This window comes from Streptomyces sp. (genome assembly GCF_035563135.1).
GTDB lineage: Bacteria > Actinomycetota > Actinomycetes > Streptomycetales > Streptomycetaceae > Streptomyces.
The window spans coordinates 17,645-43,379 of the sequence record NZ_DATMVN010000509.1; the positions used below are offsets into that span (position 1 = coordinate 17,645).

Annotated in this window: 22 protein-coding genes and 1 pseudogene; 12 read left to right on the forward strand and 11 right to left on the reverse strand. The window is 67.1% G+C overall.

Annotation, left to right across the window (positions count from 1 at the left end; genetic code table 11):
• The first annotated feature begins 123 nt into the window (after nucleotides 1-123).
• Nucleotides 124-1,566, forward strand: coding sequence for a CCA tRNA nucleotidyltransferase (locus tag VN520_RS22330; RefSeq protein ID WP_325748715.1), 1,443 nt, complete (start codon nucleotides 124-126; stop codon nucleotides 1,564-1,566).
• Between the two features lie 143 nt (nucleotides 1,567-1,709).
• Here VN520_RS22330 and VN520_RS22335 read toward each other — a convergent pair whose 3' ends face one another.
• The 3 genes from VN520_RS22335 to VN520_RS22345 all read right to left on the reverse strand — a co-directional run bounded on the left by VN520_RS22335 (nucleotide 1,710) and on the right by VN520_RS22345 (nucleotide 4,938).
• Entirely contained in the window at nucleotides 1,710-2,999 is a 1,290-nt protein-coding gene (locus tag VN520_RS22335; RefSeq protein ID WP_325748716.1) for an MFS transporter, read from the reverse strand.
• Nucleotides 3,000-3,091: 92 nt separating this feature from the next.
• A complete protein-coding gene (locus VN520_RS22340; RefSeq protein ID WP_325748717.1) occupies nucleotides 3,092-4,174 on the reverse strand; it encodes an inositol-3-phosphate synthase in 1,083 nt (360 codons plus the stop codon).
• Nucleotides 4,175-4,236: 62 nt separating this feature from the next.
• Nucleotides 4,237-4,938: a PadR family transcriptional regulator gene (locus tag VN520_RS22345; RefSeq protein ID WP_325748718.1), complete on the reverse strand. Its 702-nt coding sequence runs from the start codon at nucleotides 4,936-4,938 to the stop codon at nucleotides 4,237-4,239.
• A gap of 386 nt (nucleotides 4,939-5,324) precedes the next feature.
• Here VN520_RS22345 and VN520_RS22350 point away from each other — a divergent pair, with 386 nt between their 5' ends.
• Complete coding sequence (locus VN520_RS22350; protein ID WP_325748719.1) at nucleotides 5,325-8,012, forward strand: transglycosylase domain-containing protein; 2,688 nt, start codon at nucleotides 5,325-5,327, stop codon at nucleotides 8,010-8,012.
• Nucleotides 8,013-8,182: 170 nt separating this feature from the next.
• A complete protein-coding gene (locus VN520_RS22355) occupies nucleotides 8,183-9,688 on the forward strand; it encodes a glycosyltransferase family 87 protein (RefSeq protein WP_325748720.1) in 1,506 nt (501 codons plus the stop codon).
• Between the two features lie 12 nt (nucleotides 9,689-9,700).
• Here VN520_RS22355 and VN520_RS22360 read toward each other — a convergent pair whose 3' ends face one another.
• The 3 genes from VN520_RS22360 to VN520_RS22370 all read right to left on the reverse strand — a co-directional run bounded on the left by VN520_RS22360 (nucleotide 9,701) and on the right by VN520_RS22370 (nucleotide 12,470).
• The gene (locus tag VN520_RS22360) at nucleotides 9,701-10,732 is read right to left on the reverse strand and encodes an alanine racemase (RefSeq protein WP_325748721.1); all 1,032 of its coding nucleotides are present in this window, start codon (nucleotides 10,730-10,732) and stop codon (nucleotides 9,701-9,703) included.
• An 80-nt stretch (nucleotides 10,733-10,812) separates the two neighbouring features.
• Nucleotides 10,813-11,931 carry a lipid II:glycine glycyltransferase FemX gene (locus VN520_RS22365; RefSeq protein WP_325748722.1) on the reverse strand — a complete coding sequence of 373 codons (1,119 nt, stop codon included), beginning with the start codon at nucleotides 11,929-11,931 and terminating at the stop codon, nucleotides 10,813-10,815.
• A gap of 182 nt (nucleotides 11,932-12,113) precedes the next feature.
• Nucleotides 12,114-12,470, reverse strand: a complete 357-nt coding sequence (locus tag VN520_RS22370) for a hypothetical protein (protein WP_325748723.1) — start codon at nucleotides 12,468-12,470, stop codon at nucleotides 12,114-12,116.
• Between the two features lie 286 nt (nucleotides 12,471-12,756).
• Here VN520_RS22370 and rpsF point away from each other — a divergent pair, with 286 nt between their 5' ends.
• The 4 genes from rpsF to rplI all read left to right on the forward strand — a co-directional run bounded on the left by rpsF (nucleotide 12,757) and on the right by rplI (nucleotide 14,473).
• Nucleotides 12,757-13,047, forward strand: coding sequence for a 30S ribosomal protein S6 (gene rpsF, locus VN520_RS22375; protein ID WP_006604399.1), 291 nt, complete (start codon nucleotides 12,757-12,759; stop codon nucleotides 13,045-13,047).
• Nucleotides 13,048-13,118: 71 nt separating this feature from the next.
• Nucleotides 13,119-13,727, forward strand: coding sequence for a single-stranded DNA-binding protein (locus tag VN520_RS22380; RefSeq protein ID WP_325748724.1), 609 nt, complete (start codon nucleotides 13,119-13,121; stop codon nucleotides 13,725-13,727).
• A 44-nt stretch (nucleotides 13,728-13,771) separates the two neighbouring features.
• Complete coding sequence (gene rpsR / locus VN520_RS22385) at nucleotides 13,772-14,008, forward strand: 30S ribosomal protein S18 (RefSeq protein ID WP_003967857.1); 237 nt, start codon at nucleotides 13,772-13,774, stop codon at nucleotides 14,006-14,008.
• Between the two features lie 18 nt (nucleotides 14,009-14,026).
• Complete coding sequence (rplI, locus tag VN520_RS22390) at nucleotides 14,027-14,473, forward strand: 50S ribosomal protein L9 (RefSeq protein WP_028441692.1); 447 nt, start codon at nucleotides 14,027-14,029, stop codon at nucleotides 14,471-14,473.
• A 107-nt stretch (nucleotides 14,474-14,580) separates the two neighbouring features.
• Here the strand turns inward: rplI and VN520_RS22395 are convergent, their stop codons facing one another.
• Nucleotides 14,581-15,918 carry an MATE family efflux transporter gene (locus VN520_RS22395; RefSeq protein ID WP_325748725.1) on the reverse strand — a complete coding sequence of 446 codons (1,338 nt, stop codon included), beginning with the start codon at nucleotides 15,916-15,918 and terminating at the stop codon, nucleotides 14,581-14,583.
• Nucleotides 15,919-16,393: 475 nt separating this feature from the next.
• Between VN520_RS22395 and dnaB the strand changes: the two genes are divergently transcribed.
• The 4 genes from dnaB (at nucleotide 16,394) to VN520_RS22415 (ending at nucleotide 21,304) form a co-directional block, all read left to right on the forward strand.
• Nucleotides 16,394-17,851 (forward strand): replicative DNA helicase, encoded by a 1,458-nt coding sequence (dnaB, locus tag VN520_RS22400; RefSeq protein WP_325748734.1) that lies wholly within the window; start codon nucleotides 16,394-16,396, stop codon nucleotides 17,849-17,851.
• Between the two features lie 401 nt (nucleotides 17,852-18,252).
• Nucleotides 18,253-18,987: a dienelactone hydrolase family protein gene (locus tag VN520_RS22405; RefSeq protein ID WP_325748726.1), complete on the forward strand. Its 735-nt coding sequence runs from the start codon at nucleotides 18,253-18,255 to the stop codon at nucleotides 18,985-18,987.
• Between the two features lie 297 nt (nucleotides 18,988-19,284).
• Nucleotides 19,285-19,575 carry a barstar family protein gene (locus VN520_RS22410; RefSeq protein ID WP_325748727.1) on the forward strand — a complete coding sequence of 97 codons (291 nt, stop codon included), beginning with the start codon at nucleotides 19,285-19,287 and terminating at the stop codon, nucleotides 19,573-19,575.
• Between the two features lie 349 nt (nucleotides 19,576-19,924).
• A complete protein-coding gene (locus VN520_RS22415) occupies nucleotides 19,925-21,304 on the forward strand; it encodes a serine hydrolase domain-containing protein (protein ID WP_325748728.1) in 1,380 nt (459 codons plus the stop codon).
• A gap of 68 nt (nucleotides 21,305-21,372) precedes the next feature.
• Here VN520_RS22415 and VN520_RS22420 read toward each other — a convergent pair whose 3' ends face one another.
• Genes VN520_RS22420 through VN520_RS22430 form a run of 3 tightly spaced genes read right to left on the reverse strand, consistent with a single transcriptional unit; the run spans nucleotide 21,373 to nucleotide 23,527 of the window.
• Nucleotides 21,373-22,578 (reverse strand): winged helix DNA-binding domain-containing protein, encoded by a 1,206-nt coding sequence (locus VN520_RS22420; RefSeq protein WP_325748729.1) that lies wholly within the window; start codon nucleotides 22,576-22,578, stop codon nucleotides 21,373-21,375.
• Between the two features lie 9 nt (nucleotides 22,579-22,587).
• Complete coding sequence (locus VN520_RS22425; RefSeq protein WP_325748730.1) at nucleotides 22,588-23,040, reverse strand: GNAT family N-acetyltransferase; 453 nt, start codon at nucleotides 23,038-23,040, stop codon at nucleotides 22,588-22,590.
• Between the two features lie 10 nt (nucleotides 23,041-23,050).
• Complete coding sequence (locus tag VN520_RS22430) at nucleotides 23,051-23,527, reverse strand: MarR family winged helix-turn-helix transcriptional regulator (RefSeq protein ID WP_325748731.1); 477 nt, start codon at nucleotides 23,525-23,527, stop codon at nucleotides 23,051-23,053.
• A gap of 140 nt (nucleotides 23,528-23,667) precedes the next feature.
• Here VN520_RS22430 and VN520_RS22435 point away from each other — a divergent pair, with 140 nt between their 5' ends.
• Nucleotides 23,668-24,912, forward strand: coding sequence for an MFS transporter (locus VN520_RS22435; RefSeq protein ID WP_325748732.1), 1,245 nt, complete (start codon nucleotides 23,668-23,670; stop codon nucleotides 24,910-24,912).
• A 533-nt stretch (nucleotides 24,913-25,445) separates the two neighbouring features.
• Here VN520_RS22435 and VN520_RS22440 read toward each other — a convergent pair.
• Nucleotides 25,446-25,735: pseudogene (locus VN520_RS22440) on the reverse strand (NUDIX hydrolase); the annotation flags it as partial.

The window sequence follows — 25,735 nt, forward strand, 5'->3', positions numbered from 1 at the left end:
CGCATGGTAACGATGTGCCCGACACCTGAGTGCCGGGGACCGTGCCACATGATCGGGAGAGTCTCGCAGGGCCGCAAGAAACGATGACGCCCGGGCCGGTCGGTGCACGTACCCTTTTCTGTTGTGCCGAACGCCAACGAAGACAGCCCCCGTGCACTGAGTCAGGTGCAGCACCGCGCAGTCAGCGAACTGCTGCGGGTGTCCCCCGTCGCCGACGACCTCGCCGTCCGATTCCAGGAGGCCGGATTCGGCCTCGCCCTGGTCGGTGGGTCGGTCCGGGATGCGTTGCTCGGCAGGCTTGGCAACGACCTCGACTTCACGACCGATGCCCGCCCGGAGGACGTACTCAAGATCGTCCGCCCCTGGGCCGACTCCGTCTGGGAGGTCGGCATCGCGTTCGGCACGGTCGGCTCGCAGAAGGACGGCTACCAGATCGAGGTCACGACCTACCGGTCGGAGGCGTACGACAGGACCTCGCGCAAGCCCGAGGTCTCCTACGGTGACTCGATCGAGGAAGATCTCGTGCGCCGGGACTTCACGGTCAACGCCATGGCTGTCGCACTGCCGCGTAAGGAGTTCATCGACCCGCACGGCGGTCTCGACGACCTGGCTCAGCGCGTACTGCGCACTCCGGGCACACCCGAGGAGTCCTTCTCGGACGATCCGCTGCGCATGCTGCGCGCCGCTCGTTTCGCCGCCCAGCTGGACTTCGAGGTTGCTCCCGACGTACTCAGGGCCATGACGGACATGGCGGGACGTATCGAGATCGTCTCCGCCGAGCGGGTCCGTGAGGAACTCAACAAACTGCTGCTCTCCGGACATCCCCGCAAGGGGCTGGGGCTTCTCGTGGACACAGGGCTGGCTGACCGAGTGCTGCCCGAGCTTCCCGCTTTGCGTCTGGAGAGTGATGAGCATCACCGGCACAAGGACGTCTACGAGCACTCCCTGACGGTCCTGGAGCAGGCCATCGACCTGGAAGAGGACGGCCCGGACCTCGTGCTGCGCCTCGCCGCTCTGCTCCACGACATCGGCAAGCCGCGGACACGGCGCTTCGAGAAGGACGGTCGTGTCTCGTTCCACCACCACGAGGTGGTGGGCGCCAAGATGGCCAGGAAGCGGATGGCCGAGCTCAAGTACTCCAACGACATGGTCAAGGACGTCTCGAAGCTGGTGGAACTGCATCTGCGCTTCCACGGTTACGGCGACGGGGAATGGACCGACTCCGCGGTGCGCAGGTATGTGCGGGACGCGGGGCCGCTGCTGGACCGGCTGCACAAGCTGACGCGCTCCGACTGCACGACTCGGAACAAGCGCAAGGCGAATGCGCTGTCGCGCACCTATGACGGGCTGGAGGAGCGTATCGCGCAGTTGCAGGAACAGGAGGAGCTGGAAGCGATCCGGCCTGACCTGGACGGTAACGAGATCATGCAGATCCTTGGTGTGGGGCCCGGCCCCATGATCGGTAAGGCTTACTCGTTCCTGCTGGAGCTGCGGCTGGAGAACGGCCCGATGGAGCGTGACGTCGCGGTCGCGGCCCTCAAGGAATGGTGGGCCGCACAGGACTGACACGGGCTTCCGCAGGTGGCCCTGCCGTGCTGGGTGCAGCGGGACGAGCGTGGGCCGGGGTGGAGGAGCTCGTCGTGTTTCACGTGAAACACGACGTTGAGAGCGGCGAGGGGCGTTGTTTCACGTGAAACAACGCCCCTCACTCATTCCTTGAGGCGGGTGCGCTGAAGCGCGAGGCTCACACGCCGCCGATGGAACATGGCCACTGAGACAAGGGCATAGAGCGCGGCCACGGTAAGCACCACGACGACGGACCGCCCGTCAGGAGGAAGGGCGAGGGCTGACATTGCCGCAGCGGCGACGAAGGCGACGTTGAAGAGTACGTCGTAGAGCGAGAAGACCCTGCCGCGGTAGGCGTCGTCCACGGAGGTCTGCACCTCGGTGTCCGTGGCGATCTTCGCTCCCTGGGTGACGAGCCCGAGGATGAAAGCGGCAGCCAGCATGGGGACAGGCGTGAACGGGAGCCCCAGCGCAGGCTCCAGGAGGGCAGCCGCCCCGGCGCACCCGCCCAGCCAGCCGTATCGCCCGAAGCGGCCGACCGCCCAGGGGGACACCACGGCGGCCACGAAATACCCCGCAGCAGAGGCGCCGAGTGCCAGGCCGAGGAGGGCCAGGCCGTCGGACTCGCTGTCGGACCAGGCGTAGCGGCACAGCATCAGCACCATCACGGTCAGCGCCCCGTAGCAGAAGCGGATCACCGTGATGGCGGCCAGCGCGTGTGCTGCGTCCCTTCGCTCTGACAGATGGCGCAACCCCGCGACGAGCCCCCGCGCGGTAGTGGTCAGTGCCTCCCGCAGTCGTACGTGGTGCAGGCCTCGATCCGGTCCGAGGAGTGTGCGGGGCAAGGTCAGGGAGACCATCGCCGAGAGGAGGTAGAGGGTCGCGCCCAGCAGGACCACGGCGGCATCCGACCCGTCTGTCAGCAGGCGGATCGCCAGGGCGAGACCCCCGCCCGCAGTAGCGGCCAGCGTGCCGGCCGTAGGGGAAAGGGAGTTGGCGAGGACAAGCCGTTGGGTGTCGACGACGCGAGGGAGGGCTGCCGACAGCCCGGCCAGCACGAAACGGTTGACGGCTGTGACACAGAGGGCGGAGGCGTAGAACAGCCAGTCCGGAACGGAACTGAGGAGCAGCAGGGCCGTGCAGCAGGCCAGTGCGGCGCGTAGCAGGTTTCCGTACAGGAAGACCTGGCGTCGAGGCCAGCGATCCAGCAGGACACCGGCGAACGGACCGATCAGCGAGTAAGGCAGCAGCAGGACGGCCATGGCGGATGCGATGGCACCCGGCGTCGTCTGGTTCTCCGGCGAGAAGACGACGTAGGTGGCGAGCGCGACCTGGTAGACCCCGTCGGCCGACTGGGAGAGAAGTCGTACAGCGAGCAGGCGACGGAAGTTCCGAAGGTGCAGGAGTACACCCAGATCACGCACGACAGACATGTGCGCAAGGGTCACACATGTGGGGGGCCTCCGGGCGCATTGCCTGGGAACCCCCCACATGGAGAAGCGTCACGAAGCAGTGACCGCCCGGGTCAGCGCTCGACGTCGCCGGCGATGAACTTCTCGACGTTCTCGCGGGCCTCGTCGTCGAAGTACTGGACCGGCGGGGACTTCATGAAGTACGAGGAGGCCGAGAGGATCGGGCCGCCGATGCCGCGATCCTTGGCGATCTTCGCGGCGCGCACGGCGTCGATGATGACACCGGCGGAGTTCGGGGAGTCCCAGACCTCGAGCTTGTACTCCAGGTTGAGCGGAACGTCACCGAAGGCACGGCCCTCGAGGCGTACGTACGCCCACTTGCGGTCGTCCAGCCAGGCCACGTAGTCGGACGGGCCGATGTGGACGTTGTCCGCACCGAGGTCACGGTCACGGATCTGCGAGGTGACGGCCTGCGTCTTCGAGATCTTCTTGGACTCCAGGCGCTCACGCTCGAGCATGTTCTTGAAGTCCATGTTGCCGCCGACGTTCAGCTGCATCGTGCGGTCCAGGACGACGCCGCGGTCCTCGAAGAGCTTCGCCATCACACGGTGCGTGATGGTGGCGCCGACCTGGGACTTGATGTCGTCGCCGACGATCGGGACACCGGCCTCGGTGAACTTGTCGGCCCACTCCTTGGTGCCGGCGATGAACACCGGAAGGGCGTTGACGAAGGCGACCTTGGCGTCGATGGCGCACTGCGCGTAGAACTTCGCAGCCACCTCGGAACCGACCGGCAGATAGCAGACGAGGACGTCGACCTGCTTGTCCTTGAGGACCTGGACGATGTCGACGGGGGCCTCGGCGGACTCCTCGATCGTCTCGCGGTAGTACTTGCCCAAGCCGTCGTGGGTGTGGCCGCGCTGAACGGTCACGCCGGTGTTCGGCACGTCGGCGATCTTGATGGTGTTGTTCTCGCTGGCGCCGATGGCGTCCGCGAGGTCGAGGCCGACCTTCTTCGCGTCGACGTCGAAGGCGGCGACGAACTCGACGTCACTCACGTGGTAGTCGCCGAACTGGACGTGCATCAGACCGGGCACCTTGCCGGCCGGATCGGCGTCCTTGTAGTACTCGACGCCCTGCACCAGCGAGGCGGCGCAGTTTCCCACGCCGACGATGGCTACGCGAACCGAACCCATGCCGATTGCTCCCTGTGTCTTCTCGGTGTTCCCCGACGACGCCTTGCGGATCTGCGGGGGTGTCACTTCGTGTCGTCGGACGGATCCGGCCGGGAGTCGTCCCTGTGCCGGGGCAGGCCGCCCGTCTCTCCTGATGTGTCGTGCTGAGTGGAGCTCTCGGGCGAGGATCGTCGCTGATCCCGTCCCGACCGCTCGCTCTCGATGAGCTCGTTCAGCCAGCGCACTTCGCGCTCCACGGACTCCATGCCGTGCCGCTGCAGCTCAAGTGTGTAGTCGTCGAGTCGTTCACGGGTCCGGGCGAGGGAGGCGCGCATCTTCTCGAGACGCTCCTCCAGCCTGCTGCGGCGGCCTTCGAGCACACGCATCCGCACCTCGCGCTCCGTCTGCCCGAAGAAGGCGAAACGAGCCGCGAAGTGCTCGTCCTCCCAGGAGTCCGGGCCGGTCTGCGAGAGCAGCTCCTCGAAGTGCTCCTTACCTTCCGCCGTCAACCGGTAGACGATCTTGGCGCGGCGTCCTGCCAGTGAGGACGCGGGAGCACCCCCACGGCCTGTTGCGGGGGGCAGAGCTGGGACGCTGCCCGGTTCCTCGATCAACCAGCCGTTGGTGACCAGCGTCTTGAGACAGGGATAGAGGGTGCCGTAGCTGAAGGCACGGAAGATCCCCAGCGAAGTGTTGAGACGCTTGCGCAGCTCGTACCCGTGCATGGGGGACTCGCGGAGCAGGCCGAGAACGGCGAATTCGAGGATGCCGGAGCGCCTGCTCACCTTCGCCTCCTCTTCCGCCTGGTGCGTCCGCGGGCTGTTGAGCCCACCGTATGCCGTGCTGATGTATCGACTCGATACATCAGCACGATAGATCGACTTGTGATGTTCGACAAGAGGGCGGTTCGTGAGCGGTGTCACATCCCCGATTCATAGGGAGTGACTTGCGTAATTTGGGGTGAAGTTCGGTCCCCGGAGGTTTTTGACCGTGCGTAGTCTGTGCGGCATGCAGACCACCGGGAACCGTGAGACGCCCTCGTGCGTCAGTAATCGCGGACTGCCGGATGTACTGCGGGTGGGCCTTCCGCAGGGCTTGTCCGTAATTCGGGGGGACCGGATCTCAACTGCCGCTTCCAGGCGCTCTCGCCTGCCCGAGGAGTAGTCGTTCGATGAGCGAGCACCGTCGCAAAGCGCCGCAACCGCAAGGTGGCGGGCGTGCAGCGGCCAGACGAGCCGCCCAACAGCCTGCTGGACGTCGCACCGACCCGTCACACAGGGTAACGCAATCATCACCTTCCGACGCGTACGGCGAGGAGCCGTCGTACGGCGGCCGTGCCGAGGCCCGTCGCGCCGCCCAGCGCGGCGGAGGCGGTGGCAGGCGCCGGGGGGGTGGTGACAGCAGCGGTCGGTCCCGCGAGGGCTCCGGCAAGAAGCGCGTCATCGATTACCCGCGGGCCGGCCGGGACGGCTTCCGCCGCTGGGTGCCCTCGTGGCGGCTGGTCTCCGGCCTGTGCCTGGGGTTCCTGGGGCTCATGATGGGTGCGGCCGGCATCGCCTACGCGCTGGTGGTCCCGCCCGAGCCCAAGGACCTCGCCACCGCACAGAACAACGTCTACTACTGGGCCAACGGCAAACAGATGGTCGCCACGGGCGGTTCCGTCAACCGTCAGTCGCTCGAGTACGCCCAGATCCCCGAAGCGATGCGGAACGCCGTCATCTCGGCCGAGAACAAGTCGTTCGAGACCGACAGGGGTATCGACCCCGTAGGCATCGCCCGCGCTGTCTACAACATGGCGCGGGGAGGTGACACCCAGGGCGGGTCGACCATCACTCAGCAGTACGTCAAGAACTCCATGCTCACCCAGGACCAGACCCTGACCCGGAAGGTCAAGGAACTCTTCATCACGCTCAAGGTCGGTGAGACGGTGAGCAAGGAGAAGGTCATGGAGGGCTACCTCAACGTCTCCTACTACGGCCGGGGCGCATCGGGGCTCCAGGCGGCGGCACGTGCGTACTTCGACAAGGACGCAGCGGAGCTGGACGAGAGCGAGTGCGCCTTCCTGGCGACACTGCTCAAGGGGGCGAGTTACTACGACCCCGCGGGTGCTCCCGACGTCGACCCGGTGAGGGCTACCGCCGAGGAGAACACCAAGCGGGCGAAGGCGCGCTGGAGCTGGATCCTCGACGAGGAGGTCAAGGACGGCCGGCTGAGCGCGGCGAAGCGTGCGACCTTCACCGAGTTCCCCAAGGTGAAACCGCCGAAGAAGGAAGCCAAGCTGGGTGGCCAGACCGGTTACCTGGTCGACCTCGCCACGAAGTACTTCCTTGCCCACAACGAGGAGGGCGTCACCGAGAAGGAACTGGCCCGGGGCGGCTACGAGATCCACACGACCTTCGAGGAGACGAAGGTCGACGAGCTCGAGAAGTCGATCAAAAAGGTGTACGACGCCAAGATCAAGCCCGAGGAACGGCCCGACAAGGACACGCACGTCGAGTTCGGTGGCGCGTCGGTCGACACCAAGACGGGTGCCATCGTCGCCACGTACGGCGGGCAGGACGCGACGCAGCACTACACCAACAACGCCGACGCGACCGGCGCGCAGGTCGGTTCGACGTTCAAGCCGTTCGTGCTGGCCGCCGCCATGGAGCTGGGGAGGCGCAACCCCGAGCTCGGCCCCGAGCAGAGCGCGTCGGAGCGTACCCCCGTCTCGCCGCTGAGCATCTACAACGGCGACAACAAGCTGAAGATCAAAAAATACGACGGCTCGGTCTGGCAGAACGAGGACGGCAAGGAGTGGCTCCAGACCAACGACGGGGACGAGTCCTACGGAGACATGACTCTCCGTCACGCCATGCAGGAGTCAGCGAACTCCCCGTTCGTCCAGCTCGGAATGGATATCGGCACCGACAAGGTGAAGGATGCCGCCATCGACGCAGGTCTGCGTGACGACGAGTACATGGCGGACTCGAGCGTCCCCTCGTTCTCCATCGGTACCTCCTCACCGAGCGCCATCCGGATGGCGGGTTCGTACGCCACCTTCGCCACCAGCGGCAAACAGCGGGAGCCCTTCTCGGTCACCGAGGTGAAGCACAAGGGCAAGGTCATCTATCAGCACAAGATTGTTACGAATGATGCGTTTCCGAGCATCGTCGCCGACAACGTCACCGACGTGCTGAAGAACGTCGTCGAGAACGGCACGGGTACACCCGCCCAGCTCTCCGGACGTGATGCGGCCGGCAAGACAGGCACCACGGACGGCAACAAGTCGGCCTGGTTCGTCGGTTACACCCCGCAGTTGTCGACAGCCGTCAGCATGTTCCGGATGGACGACGACGAGACCAAGAAGGACCGCGAGTTCCTGGAGATGTACGGCACCGGTGGTGAGAAGTCGATCCACGGTGCCTCGTTCCCCGCGCAGATCTGGCAGGACTACATGACCGAAGCGCTGGAGGGCACGAAGGCCCTCAGGTTCCCGAAGCCGGAACCGATCGGCGAGACGGTCTTCGGCGGTGGCGCGGTCAGCCCCAGTCCGACGCCGAGCCCGATGCCTTCGCCCTCGGAGTCCAGCGAAGCGCCCGAGTCGCCGTCCCCCGTTCCGTCGTCCCCGTCCCCCTCGCCGAGCGAGACGTGCAGGCCGCTCGACTGGGAGTGCAAGAACGACCAGAACGGCGGGACGACCGAGGGCAACGACAACGAAGGGACCACGGACGGGGCCACCGGTGGTGGGACGGACGCCGGGACCACGGACGGCGGGACGGACACCGGGACGACCGAGGGAACGACCGAGGGAACCACCGAAGGCACGACCGAGGGCGAGGAGAACGACCGCGGCGGGATCTTCGGCGGCGGTGGGTAACGCCGCTCAGGGCGGCGCGCGTGACACCGCCGCCCTCCGGGAACCCCGCCAGGGGCCTGCCGGACGCGGATGACGAGGGCCGTCGGCACCTGCCAGGTGCCGACGGCCCTTTCGTGTGTCCCGTACGCGGGCCACCTCCGCACACAGCGCCGTACGGCAGGATGTGCGGCATGCCAAGCGCAGAAGACACGAACGTGCACCAGGAGCCGTCCGTCGTACCGCCCACGCGACAGGACGAGATCGCCGCAGCGGGCAGCGAGCTGATCGGCGGGCCCGCGGGCCGCTGGGCACGGTTCGGATCGGGGCCGCTCACGCCGGTGCGCGTCATCGTGCTCGTGGCGATCGGGATGTTCGCGCTCGGCATGGTGCAGAAGATTCCCTGCTACGACTGGGCGTGGTTCCGCGGCGCCAGTTCGCAGTACACGCACGCGTGCTACTCCGACATCCCGCACCTTTTCGTCGGGCGCGGATTCGCCGACGGCCTCGTGCCCTACGCCGACCGGCTCAGCGGCGACATGGCATACCTCGAGTACCCCGTCCTGACCGGTCTCTTCATGCAGGTCGCCTCCTGGCTGACGCTGACTCCCTCCTCGGACCCCGTGCAGCAGCGCGAGCAGATGTACTGGATGGTCAACGCGGGCATGCTGATGATCTGCGCCGTGATCATCGCGGTGTGTGTCGCCCGTACGCACCGGCGCCGCCCCTGGGACGCCCTCCTCGTCGCGCTCGCCCCGGCACTCGCGCTCACCGCCACGATCAACTGGGATCTGCTCGCCGTCGCCCTGACAGCCGCTGCGATGCTCATGTGGTCCCGCGGCAGGAACCTCGCCTTCGGCATCCTCATCGGCCTGGCCACCGCCGCCAAGCTGTACCCCGTGCTGCTCCTCGGGCCGCTGCTGGTGCTGTGCTGGCGGGCCGGGAGGTGGCGGGAGTACGGAGCGGCGCTCCTCGGCGCGGCGGCGGCCTGGCTGATGGTGAACCTGCCGGTGATGCTGTACGCCCCCGAAGGGTGGAAGAAGTTCTACACGTTCAGCCAGGAACGACCGATCGACTACGGCTCGTTCTGGCTGGTCATCACCCAGCGCACCGGCCGGTCCATCGAGGTAAGCACGGTGAACACGGCCTCGGTGCTGTTGATGATCCTGCTGTGCGCGGGAATCGCCGGGCTGGCGCTCACCGCCCGGCACCGGCCGCGCTTCGCACAGCTGGCGTTCCTGGTGGTGGCCGCGTTCATCCTGACGAACAAGGTCTACTCACCGCAGTACGTGCTCTGGCTGATCCCGCTGGCCGCGCTGGCCAGGCCACGCTGGCGGGACTTCCTCGTCTGGCAGGCCTGCGAGGTGGCGTACTTCCTGGGGATCTGGTCGTACCTGGCGTACACGACGAGTGCCGACAAGCACCAAGGGCTGCCGCAGGAGGGCTATCAGATCGCGGTCGCCCTGCACCTGGCGGGCACGCTCTACTTCTGCGCCGTGGTCGTCAGGGACATCCTGAGGCCGGACCGGGACCCCGTGCGGAGCGACGGGTCCGACGATCCCTCGGGCGGGGTGCTCGACGGGGCGCCGGACCGGGTGGCGCTCCTGCAGGCACACCCGGATCCGGCCCGGCACACGGCACCCGCGGTCGAAGGACCGCGGGTGGAGTGGGGTACCGCGCGCAGGGCGGTCTCCGGCTGAGGGAGGCCGGGGCTACCGGTCCACGAGGCGGTCGAACTGGGTGGTGGTGTGCCGCAGATGGGCCACCAGTTCGTCGCCGACCTTCGGCTCCTGAGCGTCCGAAGGCACGAAGAGGATCGACACCTGCATGTGGGGCGGCTCGGCGAACCAGCGCTGCTTGCCCGCCCAGACGAACGGTGACAGGTTGCGGTTGACCGTGGCCAGCCCGGCGCGCGCCACGCCCTTCGCACGCGGCATCACACCGTGCAGGGCCTTCGGCGCCTCCAGGCCGACACCGTGGGAGGTCCCTCCGGCGACGACCACCAGCCACCCGTCGGATGCGGCCTTCTGCTGGCGGTAACCGAAACGGTCCCCCTTGACGACCCGCGTGACGTCGAGCACCGCGCCGCGGTACTCCGTCGCCTCGTGGTCGCCCAGCCACAGCCGTGTGCCGATGCGGGCGCGGAAGCGGGTCTGCGGGAACTGCTGCCGCAGCCGCGCCAGCTCCTCGGCCTTCAGGTGGCTGACGAACATGGTGTGCAGCGGCAGCCGGGCTGCGCGCAGACGGTCCATCCAGGTGATGACTTCCTCGACCGCGTCCGAACCGTCCGTGCGGTCGAGCGGCAGGTGCAGCGCGAAACCCTCGAGGCGCACGTCCTCGATGGCCGCGTGCAGCCGGCCGAGCTCCTCCTCCTTCACGCCGTGGCGCTTCATCGAGCTCATGCACTCGATGACCACGCGTGCGCCCACCAGGGCGTGCACACCGTCCACGGAGGAGACGGAACGGATGACGCGGTCGGGGAGCGGTACGGGTTCCTCACCCCGGCGGAAGGGCGTGAGCACCAGCAGGTCACCGCTGAACCAGTCCTTGACGCGCGCGGCCTCGTACGTGGTCCCGACGGCCAGCGTGTCGGACCCGAAGCGGATCGCCTCGTCGGCCAGCCGTTCGTGCCCGAAGCCGTATCCGTTGCCCTTGCAGACCGGCACGAGACCGGGGAACTGATCCAGGACGGACTTCTGGTGCGCCCGCCAGCGCGCGGTGTCGACGTAGAGGGAGAGCGCCATGGCCGGCCCGGAACCTTTCTGGTGGCTGCGGTGTAAGTGAGAGAGAGGAGAGGAGCTGATGGATGGTGGTCGGGATGCGGTCAGCGGCGCGACATGTACATATCGAGCGCCTTGTGCAGCAGCTTGTTGAGGGGGAAGTCCCATTCGCCGACGTATTCGACGGCTTCACCGCCGGTACCCACCTTGAACTGGATCAGGCCGAAGAGGTGGTCGGTCTCGTCCAGCGAGTCGCTGATACCGCGCAGGTCGTAGACGGTCGCGCCCATCGCGTACGAGTCGCGGAGCATCCGCCACTGCATGGCGTTGGAGGGGCGGACCTCGCGCCCGATGTTGTCCGAGGCGCCGTAGGAGTACCAGACGTGCCCGCCGACGACGAGCATCGTGGCGGCCGACAGGTTCACGCCGTTGTGGCGGGCGAAGTACAGCCGCATGCGGTTGGGGTCCTCGGAGTTGAGCACCGACCACATGCGCTGGAAGTACGAGAGCGGGCGCGGCCGGAAGCGGTCGCGCACGGCGGTGATCTCGTACAGGCGCTGCCATTCCGCGAGGTCCTCGTAACCACCCTGGACCACTTCGACGCCGGCCTTGTCGGCCTTCTTGATGTTGCGGCGCCAGAGCTGGTTGAAGCCCTTCAGCACGTCCTCGAGGGAGCGGTTGGCCAGCGGCACCTGGAAGACATAGCGGGGCTGTACGTCACCGAAGCCGGCTCCGCCGTCCTCGCCCTGCTGCCAGCCCATCTTCCGCAGGCGGTCGGAGACCTCGAAGGCACGCGGCTCGATGTGGCTGGCTTCGACGTCACGCAGCCGCTTCACGTCGGGGTCCTGGATCCCCGACTTGATGGCGGCCGAGTCCCAGCGGCGGATGACGACGGGAGGACCCATCTTCACCGAGAAGGCGCCCTGCTGCTTCAGGTGGGCGAGCATCGGCTGGAGCCACTCGTCGAGATTCGGGGCGTACCAGTTGATGACCGGCCCCTCGGGGAGGTAGGCCAGATAGCGCTTGATCTTGGGCAACTGGCGGTAGAGCACCAGGCCGGCGCCGACCATCTCGCCGTTCTTGTCGAACCAGCCCAGGTTCTCCGAGCGCCATTCGGTTTTCACATCAGCCCACGCCGGGACCTGGCAATGACTGGCCGAGGGCAGGCTCTGGATGTACGCCAGATGCTGTTCTCGGCTGATGGTCCTCAGGGTCAGGCTCATGCGGGGCGCTCCTCGGCAGGTGTGTCCCCATCGGTCAGGGGCTCCGGCTCTCGCGCCGAAGCCTACTGTGACCGAGGGGCGCCCGGTCCGGTCCGTCCGGACCGGACCGGGCACCACCCGCGCAGGCCGCTTGGCCGTGCACCGCTCGGGACGGCCGGCCGCGTGGGGCAGGGCTCTGCCGGTCAGGTGACGACGCCGCCGAAAAGGCCGCCGTGCGCCATGCCGAGGAAGAAGCCGAGAGCGGACGCGCCGAGCCCCATGATCAGGCCGAACCGCTGCCAGGTGGTCCTGGAGATGTACTGCCCGTAAGCGCCGGTCAGGATGCCGATCAACCCGGCCCACGAGCTGATCAGGTGCAGGCTGTGGAACATCGCCGTCACGAACGCGAGGACGCCGAGGACCCCGGTCACCACCATCAGCGCTTCCTGGCGCGGGTGCGGTTTGCCGTCCGTGGCGAAGAGGGACCCGGTGGCCGGACGGGCATCGGTCGTCCGGCGGTGGGCGGGCCGGCTGCCGGCAGGTCGGACTGTCTGTGCCATGGAGCACCTCCTGGCGGAAGGGGCGGCGCGATGTAGCGCCTCTCACACCGCATCTGTCTTGATTGTGCGCTTTGAGCACCGGATTTCAACTGGAAGCCGGTCTGCGGGTACTCTGTACGGTCTGCACCGGTGTCTGCCCTGAGCCAGCACTGCAGCTCCCCTCGACTCTCGAAGACGGGCGTTGTCAGTGGCGGCTGTTTTACTCGGAGACACTGTTGCTTACGCATCACGACCCTCCTGCCACGGAACGACCGTGGCCGCTGAGTCCAAAGGAGGTGGGTTCCACATGCGTCACTACGAGGTGATGGTCATCCTCGACCCCGATCTCGAGGAGCGAGCAGTCTCCCCGTTGATCGAGAACTTCCTCTCCGTCGTCCGTGAGGGCAACGGAAAGGTCGAGAAGGTCGACACCTGGGGCCGTCGTCGTCTCTCTTACGAGATCAAGAAGAAGCCTGAGGGCATCTACTCGGTCATCGACCTGCAGGCCGAGCCTGCGGTCGTCAAGGAGCTCGACCGACAGATGAACCTGAACGAGTCGGTCCTCCGGACCAAGGTCCTCCGTCCCGAGACCCACTGAGCATCTAGCTCAGCGGTCATCGGGTTCGAGTAGCAAGCAGCCAGAAGCAATCCCCGCCGAGAGGTTCACCCATGGCAGGCGAGACCGTCATCACGGTCGTCGGCAATCTCGTCGACGACCCCGAGCTGCGCTTCACCCCGTCCGGTGCGGCGGTCGCGAAGTTCCGTGTCGCGTCCACCCCCCGCATCTTCGACCGGCAGACCAATGAGTGGAAGGACGGCGAAGGCCTGTTCCTCACCTGCTCGGTCTGGCGTCAGGCGGCGGAGAACGTCGCGGAGTCGCTCCAGCGAGGCATGCGCGTTGTCGTGCAGGGCCGGCTGAAGCAGCGGTCGTACGAGGACCGTGAGGGCGTCAAGCGCACGGTCTACGAGCTGGATGTCGAGGAAGTCGGCCCCAGCCTGAAGAACGCCACGGCCAAGGTCACCAAGACCACAGGTCGCGGTGGCCAGGGCGGTGGCCAGGGTGGATACGGCGCCGGCCAGCAGGGCGGCGGCAACTGGGGCGGCGGTCCCGGTGGCGGTGGCCAGCAGGGTGGCGGCGGTGCTCCCGCCGACGACCCGTGGGCCACCAATGCCCCGGCCGGCGGCCAGCAGGGCGGGGGCCAGCAGGGCGGCGGGGGTGGCTGGGGCGGAAGCTCCGGCGGTTCCGGCGGCGGCTACTCGGACGAGCCTCCCTTCTAAGGGCCGGCTCGTACCCAACTTCTTGATCACACAGGAGAAACACCATGGCGAAGCCGCCTGTGCGCAAGCCTAAGAAGAAGGTCTGCGCGTTCTGCAAGGACAAGACCCAGTACGTGGACTACAAGGACACGAACATGCTGCGGAAGTTCATTTCCGACCGTGGCAAGATCCGTGCCCGCCGCGTCACCGGCAACTGCACGCAGCACCAGCGTGACGTCGCCACGGCAGTCAAGAACAGCCGTGAGATGGCGCTGCTGCCCTACACGTCCACCGCGCGATAAGGGAAGGGTGACCGAAACATGAAGATCATCCTCACCCACGAGGTCACTGGCCTCGGTGCCGCCGGCGACGTCGTGGACGTCAAGGACGGGTACGCCCGCAACTACCTGGTTCCGCGTGGCTTTGCCATTCGCTGGACCAAGGGCGGCGAGAAGGACGTGGCGCAGATCCGCCGCGCCCGCAAGATTCACGAGATCGCGACGATCGAGCAGGCCAATGAGATCAAGGCCAAGCTCGAGGCCGTGAAGGTTCGTCTGGCTGTTCGCTCCGGCGACGCCGGCCGCCTCTTCGGTTCCGTCACCCCGGCGGACATCGCCTCGGCGATCAAGTCTGCCGGTGGCCCGGACGTCGACAAGCGTCGTGTCGAGCTCGGCTCGCCGATCAAGACGCTCGGCGGATACCAGGTCTCCGTCCGTCTGCACCCCGAGGTTGCCGCGAAGCTCGGTATCGAGGTCGTTGCTGCCTAAGGGCATAGCTCAGCAGAGCTGTATGAAGGGCCGCACCTCCGGGTGCGGCCCTTCGTCGTTTCACGTGAAACCGGGCAGGCCTACGGCGTCCGGTCAGACGTTGGGCTTCAGCGCGTGGCGCCGGTCACGATCCATCGGCCGGACCGCATGCGCAGCCAGAGCGTCACCAATCGGACGGTCATCATCAGCGTCATCGCGGCCCAGAGGGCAGCGAGACCGCCTCCGAAGCTGGGGACGAGGAGAGCGACCGGGGCGAAGACGGCCAGGGTCACCACCATGGCCCAGGCGAGATAGCGGCCGTCCCCCGCCCCCATCAGTACCCCGTCGAGGACGAAGACCACACCGGAGATCGGCTGGGAGAGCGCTACAACCAGTAGTGCCGGGAGCAACGTGTTCTGCACAGAGGTGTCGCCCGTGAAGAGTGGGACGAAGAGCGGTCTGGCGAGCACGATGATCACTCCGAGAATCACCCCGGACACGATGCCCCACTGAACCATCCGGCGGCATGCCTCACGGGCGCCCTGAGGGTCGTCGGCCCCCAGGTAACGGCCGATGATGGCCTGTCCGGCGATGGCGATCGCATCGAGCGCGAAGGCCGTAAGGCTCCAGAGCGACAGGATGATCTGGTGCGCGGCGATATCCGTGTCGCCGAGTCGTGCGGCGACAGCGGTGGCGATCATCAGGACCGCCCGCAGCGAAAGGGTACGGACCAGCAGGGGCACCCCCGCCTGGGCGCTGGCCCGGATACCTGCGGCGTCGGGTCGCAGCGATGCTCCGTGGCGGCGGGCCCCGCGAACCACAACGATCAGATAGACCAGCGCCATGCCCGCCTGGGCGATTACGGTTCCCCAGGCGGATCCTGCGATCCCGAGACCGGCCCCGTAGACGAGTCCGACGTTGAGGGCGCCGTTGGCCGCGAAGCCACCGATGGCGACATAGAGCGGCGTCCGGGTGTCCTGCAGTCCGCGCAGTACTCCCGTCGCTGCGAGCACTACGAGCATCGCGGGGATCCCAAGACTGGAGATCCGCAGATATGTAGTGGCGTACGGGCTCGCGGTGTCGGACGTGCCGAAGGCATCGATCAGCCATGGGGCCAGAGGGAGCGTGACGGCGACGACAGCGCCACCGATCAACAGCGCGAGCCAGATACCGTCCATTCCCTGACGGATGGCGGACGCCAGGTCTCCTGCGCCGACCTGGCGGGCGACCGCGGCTGTGGTGGCGTAGGCGAGGAAGACGAAGATGCTCACCGCCGTCGTCAGGAGGGCCGCCGCGACGGCCAGGCCCGCAAGTTGCGGGGTGCCTAGGTGGCCGACGATCGCGCTGTCGACCATGACGAAGAGCGGCTCGGCGACGAGTGCGCCGAAGGCTGGGACGGCAAGGGCGATGATCTCGCGGTCGTGCCGGCGGCGGGAGGGCGGCTGGGCCGTGGGCACCTGGGACATGGAAGCCAATCTAATCTTCCACAGGTAAGAGATGCAATGTGTCAGCATCCCTTACTCAGCTCGGGTGTGCGGGTCCGGCGGGAGGCCGTCTGCCCTGATCTTGAGCCGCAGGCAAAAGTTTTTCTCCCCCACAGCCGGTGGATTGAATAAGGCCAGGTCAGGGGCTCCTCTGCGGGGTGGGTATGAGTTTGTCCACAGTGCTGTCCCCCGGTCCGTGCACAGGATCGGATGGGTTCTCCACAGCATCTGGTTACTCGTCCACATGCCCTGTGGATAACCAGATTGGCTGACGGTGCGGACGGGCCTACCGTGGTGCGGCGCCCGCACTCCGTTCCGGCTTGGAAATCCGCAGAACTTGACGCGCCGGAACCGGAGTCGGGCGTCTTGTTTGTCGGTGCCGTGCCGTAAGAAGAGTGGCATGGCTAGGTCCGCGAAGCGGACGGGAGGAGGTGGCCCGGTGAGCATTCCCGAGCCTTTGGACGATCCCTGGGCCGACGTCGGTCCCAGCGACCGTCTGCCCGTCTCCCGTCAGCGCCGGGGAGAAGGCAGGGGGCGCGACGAGCAGCACGAGCGGGGGCGGGAGAGCAGCTGGGAAGGCGGGTCGTCCGGCTTCGAGCGGGTGCCTCCGCAGGATCTCGACGCCGAGCAGTCCGTCCTCGGCGGCATGCTGCTGTCCAAGGACGCCATCGCGGACGTCGTGGAGATCATCAAGGGCCATGACTTCTACCGCCCGGCCCACGAGACCGTCTATACGGCGATCCTCGATCTCTATGCCAAGGGTGAGCCGGCCGACCCGATCACGGTGGCGGCCGAGCTGGTCAAGCGCGGCGAGATCACCAAGGTCGGCGGGGCCCCCTATCTGCACACGCTGGTCCAGTCCGTGCCTACGGCGGCCAACGCTTCGTACTACGCGGAGATCGTCCATGAGCGGGCGGTGCTCAGGCGTCTCGTGGAGGCCGGCACGAAGATCACCCAGATGGGATACGCGGCAGACGGCGACGTCGACGAGATCGTCAATTCGGCGCAGGCCGAGATCTACGCCGTCACGGAGCAGCGCACCAGCGAGGACTACCTGCCGCTCGGCGACATCATGGAAGGTGCTCTCGACGAGATCGAGGCCATCGGTTCCCGCAGCGGCGAGATGACCGGCGTACCGACCGGGTTCACGGACCTCGACGCCCTCACCAACGGGCTGCATCCCGGCCAGATGATCGTCATTGCGGCTCGCCCCGCCATGGGTAAGTCCACTCTCGCCCTGGACTTCGCCCGAGCCTGCTCGATCAAGAGCAATCTGCCGAGCGTGATCTTCTCCCTGGAAATGGGGCGCAACGAGATCGCGATGCGCCTGCTGTCCGCCGAAGCCCGGGTCGCCCTCCACCACATGCGCTCCGGCACCATGACCGACGAGGACTGGACACGGCTCGCCCGCCGGATGCCGGACGTGTCGGCCGCTCCGCTCTACATCGACGATTCGCCGAACCTCTCGATGATGGAGATCCGTGCGAAGTGCCGTCGCCTCAAACAGCGCAATGAACTCAAGCTCGTGGTCATCGACTATCTGCAGCTGATGCAGTCCGGCGGGGCCAAACGGGCGGAGAGCCGTCAGCAGGAGGTCTCGGACATGTCCCGGAACCTGAAGCTTCTCGCCAAGGAGCTGGAGCTTCCCGTCATCGCCCTCTCCCAGCTGAACCGTGGACCCGAACAGCGCACGGACAAGAAGCCCATGGTCTCCGACCTGCGTGAGTCCGGCTCCATCGAGCAGGACGCGGACATGGTGATCCTGCTGCACCGTGAGGACGCGTATGAGAAGGAGTCACCTCGCGCCGGCGAAGCGGACCTGATCGTGGCGAAACACCGTAACGGCCCGACTGCGACGATCACCGTGGCGTTCCAGGGCCACTACTCCCGCTTCGTGGACATGGCCCAGACCTGACGCAGGCAGGTGTAGGTTCTCAAGTTTCGTGTCGGAATCTCAGGGGCGATGTCGGGCGGAAGTCGGATCCGACATCGACCGTGAGACACCGCATGTCCTGTCGCATTGAAGCTGTCGGATTCTCACCGTGTCGCATGCGGCGCGTGTCGGTTCCCATCCAATCGAGACATCCGCTCGGGCTGGAGTTCTGGCGACGGTTCATATCCGGTGGGCTACGCTGTGCGGCTATGAATACCGGGACGGCCTTGCGCCACACACGGATCGGTGACCCGGGGCTCTTCTGAGCGCCGTACGGGCCCTTGAGGGCCCGCTGTTCGATCGAGGATCTTGCGCTGCTGCGCGGGCTCCGCCTCCTGTCGTGCTGATCACAGCTCGACACGTCAATCACGACAGGAGAACTCATGCATACCAAGACGCTGCACATTCCCACCGCAGACGGTCAGTCCGACGCTTTCGCCGCCTTCCCCGACGGTGGTGAGCGGTACCCAGGGGTGCTGATGTACGCGGACGGCTTCGGCATCCGGCCCGTGCTGCGGGAGATGGCCCGCGAACTGGCCGGGCACGGCTACTACGTGCTCGTCCCCAACTCCTTCTACCGGCACGGCCCGGCACCGCTGGTCGAGCTTCCCAAATACATCGGAGAAGAGGTCCGGCCCGCGGTCTTCGCCCAGCTGATGCCCCTGATCGAGGCGCACACCGCCGAACGTGTCCTGAGCGACGCCGACGCCTACCTCAGGTTCCTCACCACCCAGCCCGAAGTCGGCGCCGGACCGGTCGCTGTGACCGGCTACTGCATAGGCGGCCTCTACGCGATGCGCACCGCTGCGGCCCACTCCGACCAGGTGGCGGCCGTCGCGGCGTTCCACGGCCCCGTGGGTGTCGATGGGGCCAACCTCCTCTCCAAGCTCACCGCCCAGGTCCACCTCGGCCACGCCGAAGGCGACATGACACCTGAGGCCCTCGGCGAGCTCAACCAGGCCCTGGATGCGGCAGGTGTCGGCTACACCTCCGAGATCTACCCCGGCACCATCCACGGCTTCACCATGTCCGACACCGACGCTTTTAGCGCCTCCGGACTGAAGCACCACTGGGATCGCCTGCTCCCCCTCCTGGGCCGCACCCTGGCCAACAGCTGAGGCTCCAGCCCGGAAACCAAGCCTGAAACGGCCACGACCAGCAGACGGCATGGCGGGCCACACCGATGCTCCATGGCCGTGGCCCGCCTCTATCGCGAACGAGACTTCCGTAAAAGCCAGGTCGCTTGAGAATCCCAAGCCTCCGCGGTCGCAAACGACCTGGCATCCCAGCTCGTCAACGGCCCACCATCTGACAGCCGCAGTGCGACAGGACACCGCAGTCCAGCGGGGCGCGGGGCCTGCAGGGGTGCCGGGGGTTCGTAGAGTCGTTTGGCTGGCCGAATGGGTGGAGGAAGTATGCGGGTCGCCATTGACGGGGCGCACATCGGAAGCCAGGCGGACCTGCACCGGGTTCTTGCCGGGCCTCTGGACTTCGGTCCGTACTACGGGCACAACCTGAGCGCCCTGTGGGACCGTCTGAGCAGGGATGTCGAGCGCCCGGTCGAGATCGTCTGGGAGAACGCTGCAGTCAGTCGTGGCCGCATGGGCGATGAAGCGTTCGAGGCGATCGCGTCCGTCCTGGTCCGAGCTGCCGCGGAAGACGAGTCGAACGCGCCGAACGAGAGGCTGACCGTGCATTTCACCTGATGTGGAGTCCAGCGGCGCGAGCGGTCACACTTCGTTGACACGGGCCAAGCGGTCGGGTAGCCATCGGCCGGCGGCCGACTAGCGACTTCCGACCTGGAGCTGAGACGCTGAGCGTCCGACACAGCGTGAGACGGCGGACGGGGCCGCAGGTTGCAGCCTCGGCGTCCGACACGAGCCGCGAGACCCTACAGCAGGCGGCATTCCGTTGCCACTGCCTTCCGGCCCCCCCGGCTTCTTCCGCCCCGGCTGCATCGAGGCCGTCGGCGCCGAGACCGATGGCGGCTCCGCCGGTGGCGTGACGGCTGTGAAATGGGTTCGTCAGCGGGGAAGGCGCAAGTCATCCTTGGGCATGACCTCTTCAGAAGCCCTGCTCCCCGCTACCCGGCGCGCCCTGCTGCACCGCATTGCCACCGCCCAGTCCGAAGGCCGGGCTCCCTCCCTCGTCGCTGCGGTCCAGCGGGACGGCCGGATCGTCTGGAGCGGTGCACGCAGCTGTGTGGACGGCCACGAACCCGACGGTGATACACAGTTCAGGATCGGCTCCCTCACCAAGACGTTCACTGCTGTCCTGGTGATGCGCCTGCGTGACGAGGGGTTGCTGGATCTGGACGATTCCCTGGAGGAGCACCTGCCGGGCACGGGCGTCGGACAGGTGACGGTATTTCAACTGCTGGGCCACAGCGGAGGTCTGGGGGCCGAGACGCCCGCTCCCTGGTGGGAGAGGACGTCCGGGGACGTGCGCCCGAAGCTGGCGGATGTGCTCGGCGAGAGGCCGTTGATCCAGACCTCCGGCCATGGGCACCACTACTCGAACCCCGGTTACACGCTGCTCGGCTCGCTCGTCGAGAAGCTGCGCGGTGACTCCTGGGCCGAGGTGCTGCGCCGCGAGGTTCTGGAACCCCTGGGGATGGGCCGTACGACTCCGCAGGCGCATGCGCCTCACGCAGGTGGCTGGGCCGTCCACCCTTGGGCGGACGTCATGCTGCCCGAACCGGCTGAAGACCTCGGGCTGATGGCACCGGCCGGCCAGCTCTGGTCGACCACCACCGATCTCCTTCGTTTCGCAGCCTTCCTGGCGCAGGGGGACGAACGGGTGCTGAGTGCGTCCTCCGTCGCGGAGATGCGCGCTCCCGCTGCCCCGCCCGAAGCAGGTGACTGGGCCGGCACGTACGGCCTCGGCCTCCAGGCCGTACGGCGAGGGGAACGCACCCTTCTCGGTCACTCAGGTTCGCTTCCCGGCTTCCTGGCCACGCTGTTGTTCAGCGTCGAGGACGACGTGGCAGCCGTGGTGCTCTCGAACGCCACCTCTGGCCCGTTGACCGGTACGGTCGCAGCGGACCTCGTGCAGATCGTCGCAGACGCAGAACCACGGATTCCGGAGCCATGGCGCCCTCTTCCCGAGGTCGACCATGACCTGCTGGCGTTGACCGGGCCCTGGTACTGGGGAACACAGGTCCATGCGGTGAAGCTGCTCGCGGACGGAGGACTCGAATTCCAGCCGTTGAGAGGCGCCGGCCGCGCGGCGCGGTTCCGGCGCCGTCCTGACGGAACTTGGACGGGTCTCAACGGTTACTACGCGGGGGAGACGCTCCGGGTCGTGCGCGCCGCAGACGGTACGGTCGACCATCTCGATCTGGGGTCATTCGTCTTCACCCGGGAGCCGTACGACCGGAGCGCAGCCATTCCCGGGGGCGTGGACGACGGTGGCTGGCGAGGGCTCGCCACCTGAGAAGAGGGGGAGGCGTTTCACGTGAAACGCCGCCTCCGGCGCCCCCCGTCACCTCGACGCCAGCCGGATCAGACGACCAGCTCACGTTCCAGAGGCGTACGGAAACGAGGGGTGATCCGGGCGCCACCCACCCCTGCCGAGAACCTGGCTGCCTCTGCCTCGATGAGCTGTGGGGCTTGCCCGCCGCCCACATCGGGAAGGAGCCGCCACACCAGCTCGCCGTCTGCGCGCTGGGCCCAGCCACCGACGGTGCCGCCGTTCCACCACACGGTGGGTCCGATGTTGCCGGCGCGGTCGAAAAGGGCGGCACGATGATCGGCGGGCAAATGGAAACCGCGGACGGCCCAGCCCATAGCACTCGGATCGAGGCCGGGCAGCGGAGCGGCCCAGGGCTCCGGGGAAGATTCGGTGAGGAGATCCCCGGGAACCACCCAGCCGACGGCCCCGCTGTCGAGCAGGACTTCCTCCGCGCCGACGGCAACCAGAGCCGCACGCGTCTCACGGATTCCCCAGCCGGTCCACCACTTCAGATCGTCTTCGGTTGCGGGGCCGTAGGAGTGCAGCCAGCGCCGGGCCACTTCTGTCCGGGCTTCGGCGGGATCCGACGCGGACCAGGGCTCGGCGGTCGTCCGGCGGAACTGGCTGGAGGTCCACGAACCGCGTGGCCGGTCCCGCCGGATGCGCTCATCGGCCGCCAGGACCTGGATCACGCGAGAGGCGATTCCCTGTACCGTCTCCTGTTTCGGCCCGGGAAAGATCGTGATCTTCGTGCGCCGAGCGGGTAGTGCGGCCGAAAGTTCGCTCCCCGTGGCACGGCCCCGAGTGGTCAGAGTGACGAGCGTCTGTTGCTCGGTCTCGGCGAGCCACCGTTCGGCCAGGCCCGTGCCGTCCTCCTGCAGATGCTTGAGGAGTCTTTGTCGTTCCTTGGCCGCCACGGCTCGGGCGTTCGAGGCGTCGACGGCAGGTGCGACATCCGTGGACATGGTGAACAACGTGTTCCGCAGGGAAAGCAGCCGTACCGGGGAGACGTCCTCGTGGAGCGCCTGCTCCACTGTTCCGACCTCGGGGGTGACCAGCCGCGCACAGACGGAGAGGTGGACCGTTGCGGGATCGGTCGCGTGCAGGGCGACGAGGGCGCCGGCCACTGCGACGGCGGAGGTGGTCCGCATGGACGGGACCAGCAGATGCCGTCGGCCGAGCCGGGCCCTGCGCTGCTCGTCGTCGAAGCGGTACGCGTGATGCCTCCCGTCGTGCGGAGCTGCCCGGAACCGCATGGTTCAGGTTCAGAGGGCGAGCTTGAAGCCCACATGGCTTGCGGCGAAGCCGAGACGCTCGTAGAAGCGGTGGGCGTCCGTGCGGGTGGAGTCCGAGGTCAGCTGCACCAACTGGCAGCCCTGTCGTCTGGATTCATCGACCGCCCACTGGATCAGCTGGGTACCGAGGCCGCTGCCGCGCTCGTCCGTGTGGACGCGGACACCCTCGATGACGGAACGGGTCGCCCCTCGGCGGGAGAGGCCGGGAACGATCGTGAGCTGGAGGGTTCCCACGGCGCGGCCCTCGCGCACGGCCACGACCAGATGCTGATTCGGATCGTCGGCGAGCCGCCGGAACGCGAGGTGATACGGGGCGAGGTCATCCGGAGACTCGCGCTGTGCACCCAGCGGGTCGTCGGCGAGCATGGCGACGATTGCGGGGAGGTCGGCGAGGGCTGCGGGACGTATGTCGAGATCGCTCATGATCGGCAGACTACGCATCTCCGCCGGTTCGGACGGAGACCTTCAGTGCCTCGACCGCCCGGACCAGCGGGGCGAGTTCCGGATTCTCGGCAGCCTCGTCCAGAGCGGCGCGGAGCGCGGTGTCGTTGGTCGGCCTGGCCTCGTTCAGCAATGTGAGGCCCGCCTCTGTGACGTCGGTGTAGATGCCCCGCCGGTCCGTGTCACACAGGTACCGGGTGAGCAGCCCACGGTCCTCGAGCCGGGTGACCAGCCGGGTGGTGGCGCTCTGGCTCAGCACCACGGCGTCCGCGACCTGCTTCATCTGCAGATGCCCGCCCGTGCCGCTGTGCTGGCGGCTCAGGACGTCGAGCAGGGAGAACTCACGCGCGCTGAGACTGTGGCGGGACTGCAGGGCCCGTTCGATGCGGGCCTCGATCTTCCCGTGGAGCAGTGAGAGGGCGCACCAGCTCTGTGCGAGGGACGTCAGTGCGGGATCTGTCGCTGTCATGTGTCTCTCCTCCGTACGGGAGCTGCTTGCTCTCCAGAGTAGGGCACATACGCAATAGCCCGCGCTTGCAATTAATAAGCGTCTGCAATTATTGTGAACGCTTGTAAGGCGCAGATGCAATCTTCAGAGAGGTGGACCTCATGCCGCTCGCGCTCCTCGCCCTGGCCATCGGGGCATTCGGTATCGGCACCACCGAGTTCGTGATCATGGGATTGCTCCCCGATGTCGCGGCAGACTTTCAGGTCTCGATCCCGACTGCAGGCTTCCTGGTGACGGGCTATGCCCTGGGCGTGGTCCTCGGCGCCCCGCTGATGACCGTCCTGGGCACTCGTGTGACCAGGAAGCAGATGCTGATGCTCCTGATGGGGCTGTTCATCGTGGGGAACGTGGTCTCCGCTCTCGCCCCTGTCTTCGGTGTGATGCTGGCCGGACGGGTGATCGCCTCACTCGCCCATGGAGCCTTCTTCGGCATCGGATCGGTCGTGGCCGCTGATCTGGTCGCGCCGGAGAAGAAGGCCGGAGCCATCGCCATGATGTTCACCGGGCTCACCGTCGCCAATGTCGTCGGGGTCCCGTCGGGGACCTTCGTCGGCCAGAACTTCGGCTGGCGCGTGACGTTCTTCGTCGTCGCGGGACTCGGCGTCCTGGGGCTCCTCGGTGTGGCAAAGCTCGTCCCCGAGCAGTCGAAGCCGCAGGCGGTACGGATCCGTCACGAGCTGGCAGCGTTCCGCAATGTGCAGGTGCTGCTCGCCATGGCGATGACGGTCCTGGGCTTCGGCGGCGTTTTCGCGGCGGTCACCTACATCACCCCGATGATGACGGAGACCGCAGGCTTCGCCACCTCATCGGTCACCTGGCTGCTGGTCCTCTTCGGACTCGGCATGGTCGGGGGGAATCTTCTCGGTGGCAAGTTCGCCGACCGCCACCTGATGCCGATGCTGTACGTGTCTCTCGGTGCACTTGCCGCGGTCCTGGCTCTGTTCACGCTGACCGCTCACAACAAGGTCGCTGCCGCGGTGACCATCGTCCTCATCGGAGCGCTTGGCTTCGCGACCGTACCGCCGCTCCAGAAGCGCGTCCTCGACCAGGCGGCCAGCGCGCCCACCCTGGCCTCAGCCGTCAACATCGGGGCCTTCAACCTCGGAAATGCGCTCTCGGCGTGGCTTGGCGGCATCGTCATCGCGGCCGGCTTCGGATACACCGCGCCCAACTGGGTCGGTGCCGTACTCGCTGCCTCGGCGCTGCTGCTGGCGGTGCTCTCCGGATCGATCGAGCGCCGGGCGCTCACCGGGGGAGGGCTGGTCGCGGCACGTTCACCCGAGCCTGCCGCAGACACAGTCCCCGACGAGTCGGTCTCCACGGCTTCAGCACCGATACCGCGGTGATGAAGAGGTACGTGGCCGTGGCCATCGAGGGCGCGATGACCAGGTCGATGCCGGTCGCCCCCGGGCCGCGGCCTCGTCGATGCCCGGGCGGAACGAGAAGACCGTCGACCCTGCGGCGACCAGGGGCAGCCGGAACTTCGCCCAGGACCAGCGATGTCCGGCCAGGCTCCACGGAGTGCCGAGCGCCAGCAGCAGACCGCTGAAGGAGACAACAGCGCGACCGGCACGACTAATCAGTACCTGAAGTCCTTATCGCGCGGGCGATGACCTGAGCCACCGCGGCGTCGTGGGTGAGGAACGCGGTGAGCCCGAGAGCCAACAACTCCACGGTGAGGCCCGGTCAGCTCACGGACACCGCTACGCGGGTGACGAGAGGGCTTCGGTGAATCGGATGCTTGAGTGGTTTCACGTGAAACACGGCGCCACGCGCGGAGCTCGCGGTCATCTGTCAGCGGGAGTATCCACGGCTGCTGCCCTCGGCGTACGCGGGGGGCCGGCCCGGTTCGTGGAGTCTTCCCAGGGAGCGCCGGACATCAGCCCAGATCGGGCGCGTGCATCGCACGTACGCCTTCGATGTTGGCGTCCAGATAGTGCCGCAGCGACAGCGGTACGAGGTGTACGGTCGCGATTCCGACGCGGCTGAAGGGCACCCGGACGATTTCGTATTCTCCGCAGGGATCGTCGATCTCGGGTCCGTGCCGACGCGACAGGTCCATCGAAGCCAGTCGGCAGACGAAGAAGTGCTGCACCTTCACGCCTTTGACGCCGCCGCCGGCGATGTGTTCGACGGTGTCGACGAAGCAGGGAACGACATCGACGACCT

What these genes read in the sequence shown, in the direction of transcription:
- VN520_RS22395 (WP_325748725.1), bottom strand. Translation starts at nt 15,918, where the DNA reads ATGTCCCAGGTGCCCACGGCCCAGCCGCCCTCCCGCCGCCGGCACGAC.
- VN520_RS22425 (WP_325748730.1), bottom strand. Translation starts at nt 23,040, where the DNA reads ATGAGCGATCTCGACATACGTCCCGCAGCCCTCGCCGACCTCCCCGCA.
- rplI (WP_028441692.1), top strand. Translation starts at nt 14,027, where the DNA reads ATGAAGATCATCCTCACCCACGAGGTCACTGGCCTCGGTGCCGCCGGC.
- VN520_RS22335 (WP_325748716.1), bottom strand. Translation starts at nt 2,999, where the DNA reads ATGTCTGTCGTGCGTGATCTGGGTGTACTCCTGCACCTTCGGAACTTC.
- VN520_RS22410 (WP_325748727.1), top strand. Translation starts at nt 19,285, where the DNA reads ATGCGGGTCGCCATTGACGGGGCGCACATCGGAAGCCAGGCGGACCTG.
- VN520_RS22360 (WP_325748721.1), bottom strand. Translation starts at nt 10,732, where the DNA reads ATGGCGCTCTCCCTCTACGTCGACACCGCGCGCTGGCGGGCGCACCAG.
- VN520_RS22370 (WP_325748723.1), bottom strand. Translation starts at nt 12,470, where the DNA reads ATGGCACAGACAGTCCGACCTGCCGGCAGCCGGCCCGCCCACCGCCGG.
- rpsR (WP_003967857.1), top strand. Translation starts at nt 13,772, where the DNA reads ATGGCGAAGCCGCCTGTGCGCAAGCCTAAGAAGAAGGTCTGCGCGTTC.
- VN520_RS22340 (WP_325748717.1), bottom strand. Translation starts at nt 4,174, where the DNA reads ATGGGTTCGGTTCGCGTAGCCATCGTCGGCGTGGGAAACTGCGCCGCC.
- VN520_RS22365 (WP_325748722.1), bottom strand. Translation starts at nt 11,931, where the DNA reads ATGAGCCTGACCCTGAGGACCATCAGCCGAGAACAGCATCTGGCGTAC.
- rpsF (WP_006604399.1), top strand. Translation starts at nt 12,757, where the DNA reads ATGCGTCACTACGAGGTGATGGTCATCCTCGACCCCGATCTCGAGGAG.
- VN520_RS22420 (WP_325748729.1), bottom strand. Translation starts at nt 22,578, where the DNA reads ATGCGGTTCCGGGCAGCTCCGCACGACGGGAGGCATCACGCGTACCGC.
- VN520_RS22350 (WP_325748719.1), top strand. Translation starts at nt 5,325, where the DNA reads ATGAGCGAGCACCGTCGCAAAGCGCCGCAACCGCAAGGTGGCGGGCGT.
- VN520_RS22355 (WP_325748720.1), top strand. Translation starts at nt 8,183, where the DNA reads ATGCCAAGCGCAGAAGACACGAACGTGCACCAGGAGCCGTCCGTCGTA.
- VN520_RS22435 (WP_325748732.1), top strand. Translation starts at nt 23,668, where the DNA reads ATGCCGCTCGCGCTCCTCGCCCTGGCCATCGGGGCATTCGGTATCGGC.
- VN520_RS22430 (WP_325748731.1), bottom strand. Translation starts at nt 23,527, where the DNA reads ATGACAGCGACAGATCCCGCACTGACGTCCCTCGCACAGAGCTGGTGC.
- VN520_RS22380 (WP_325748724.1), top strand. Translation starts at nt 13,119, where the DNA reads ATGGCAGGCGAGACCGTCATCACGGTCGTCGGCAATCTCGTCGACGAC.
- VN520_RS22415 (WP_325748728.1), top strand. Translation starts at nt 19,925, where the DNA reads ATGACCTCTTCAGAAGCCCTGCTCCCCGCTACCCGGCGCGCCCTGCTG.
- VN520_RS22405 (WP_325748726.1), top strand. Translation starts at nt 18,253, where the DNA reads ATGCATACCAAGACGCTGCACATTCCCACCGCAGACGGTCAGTCCGAC.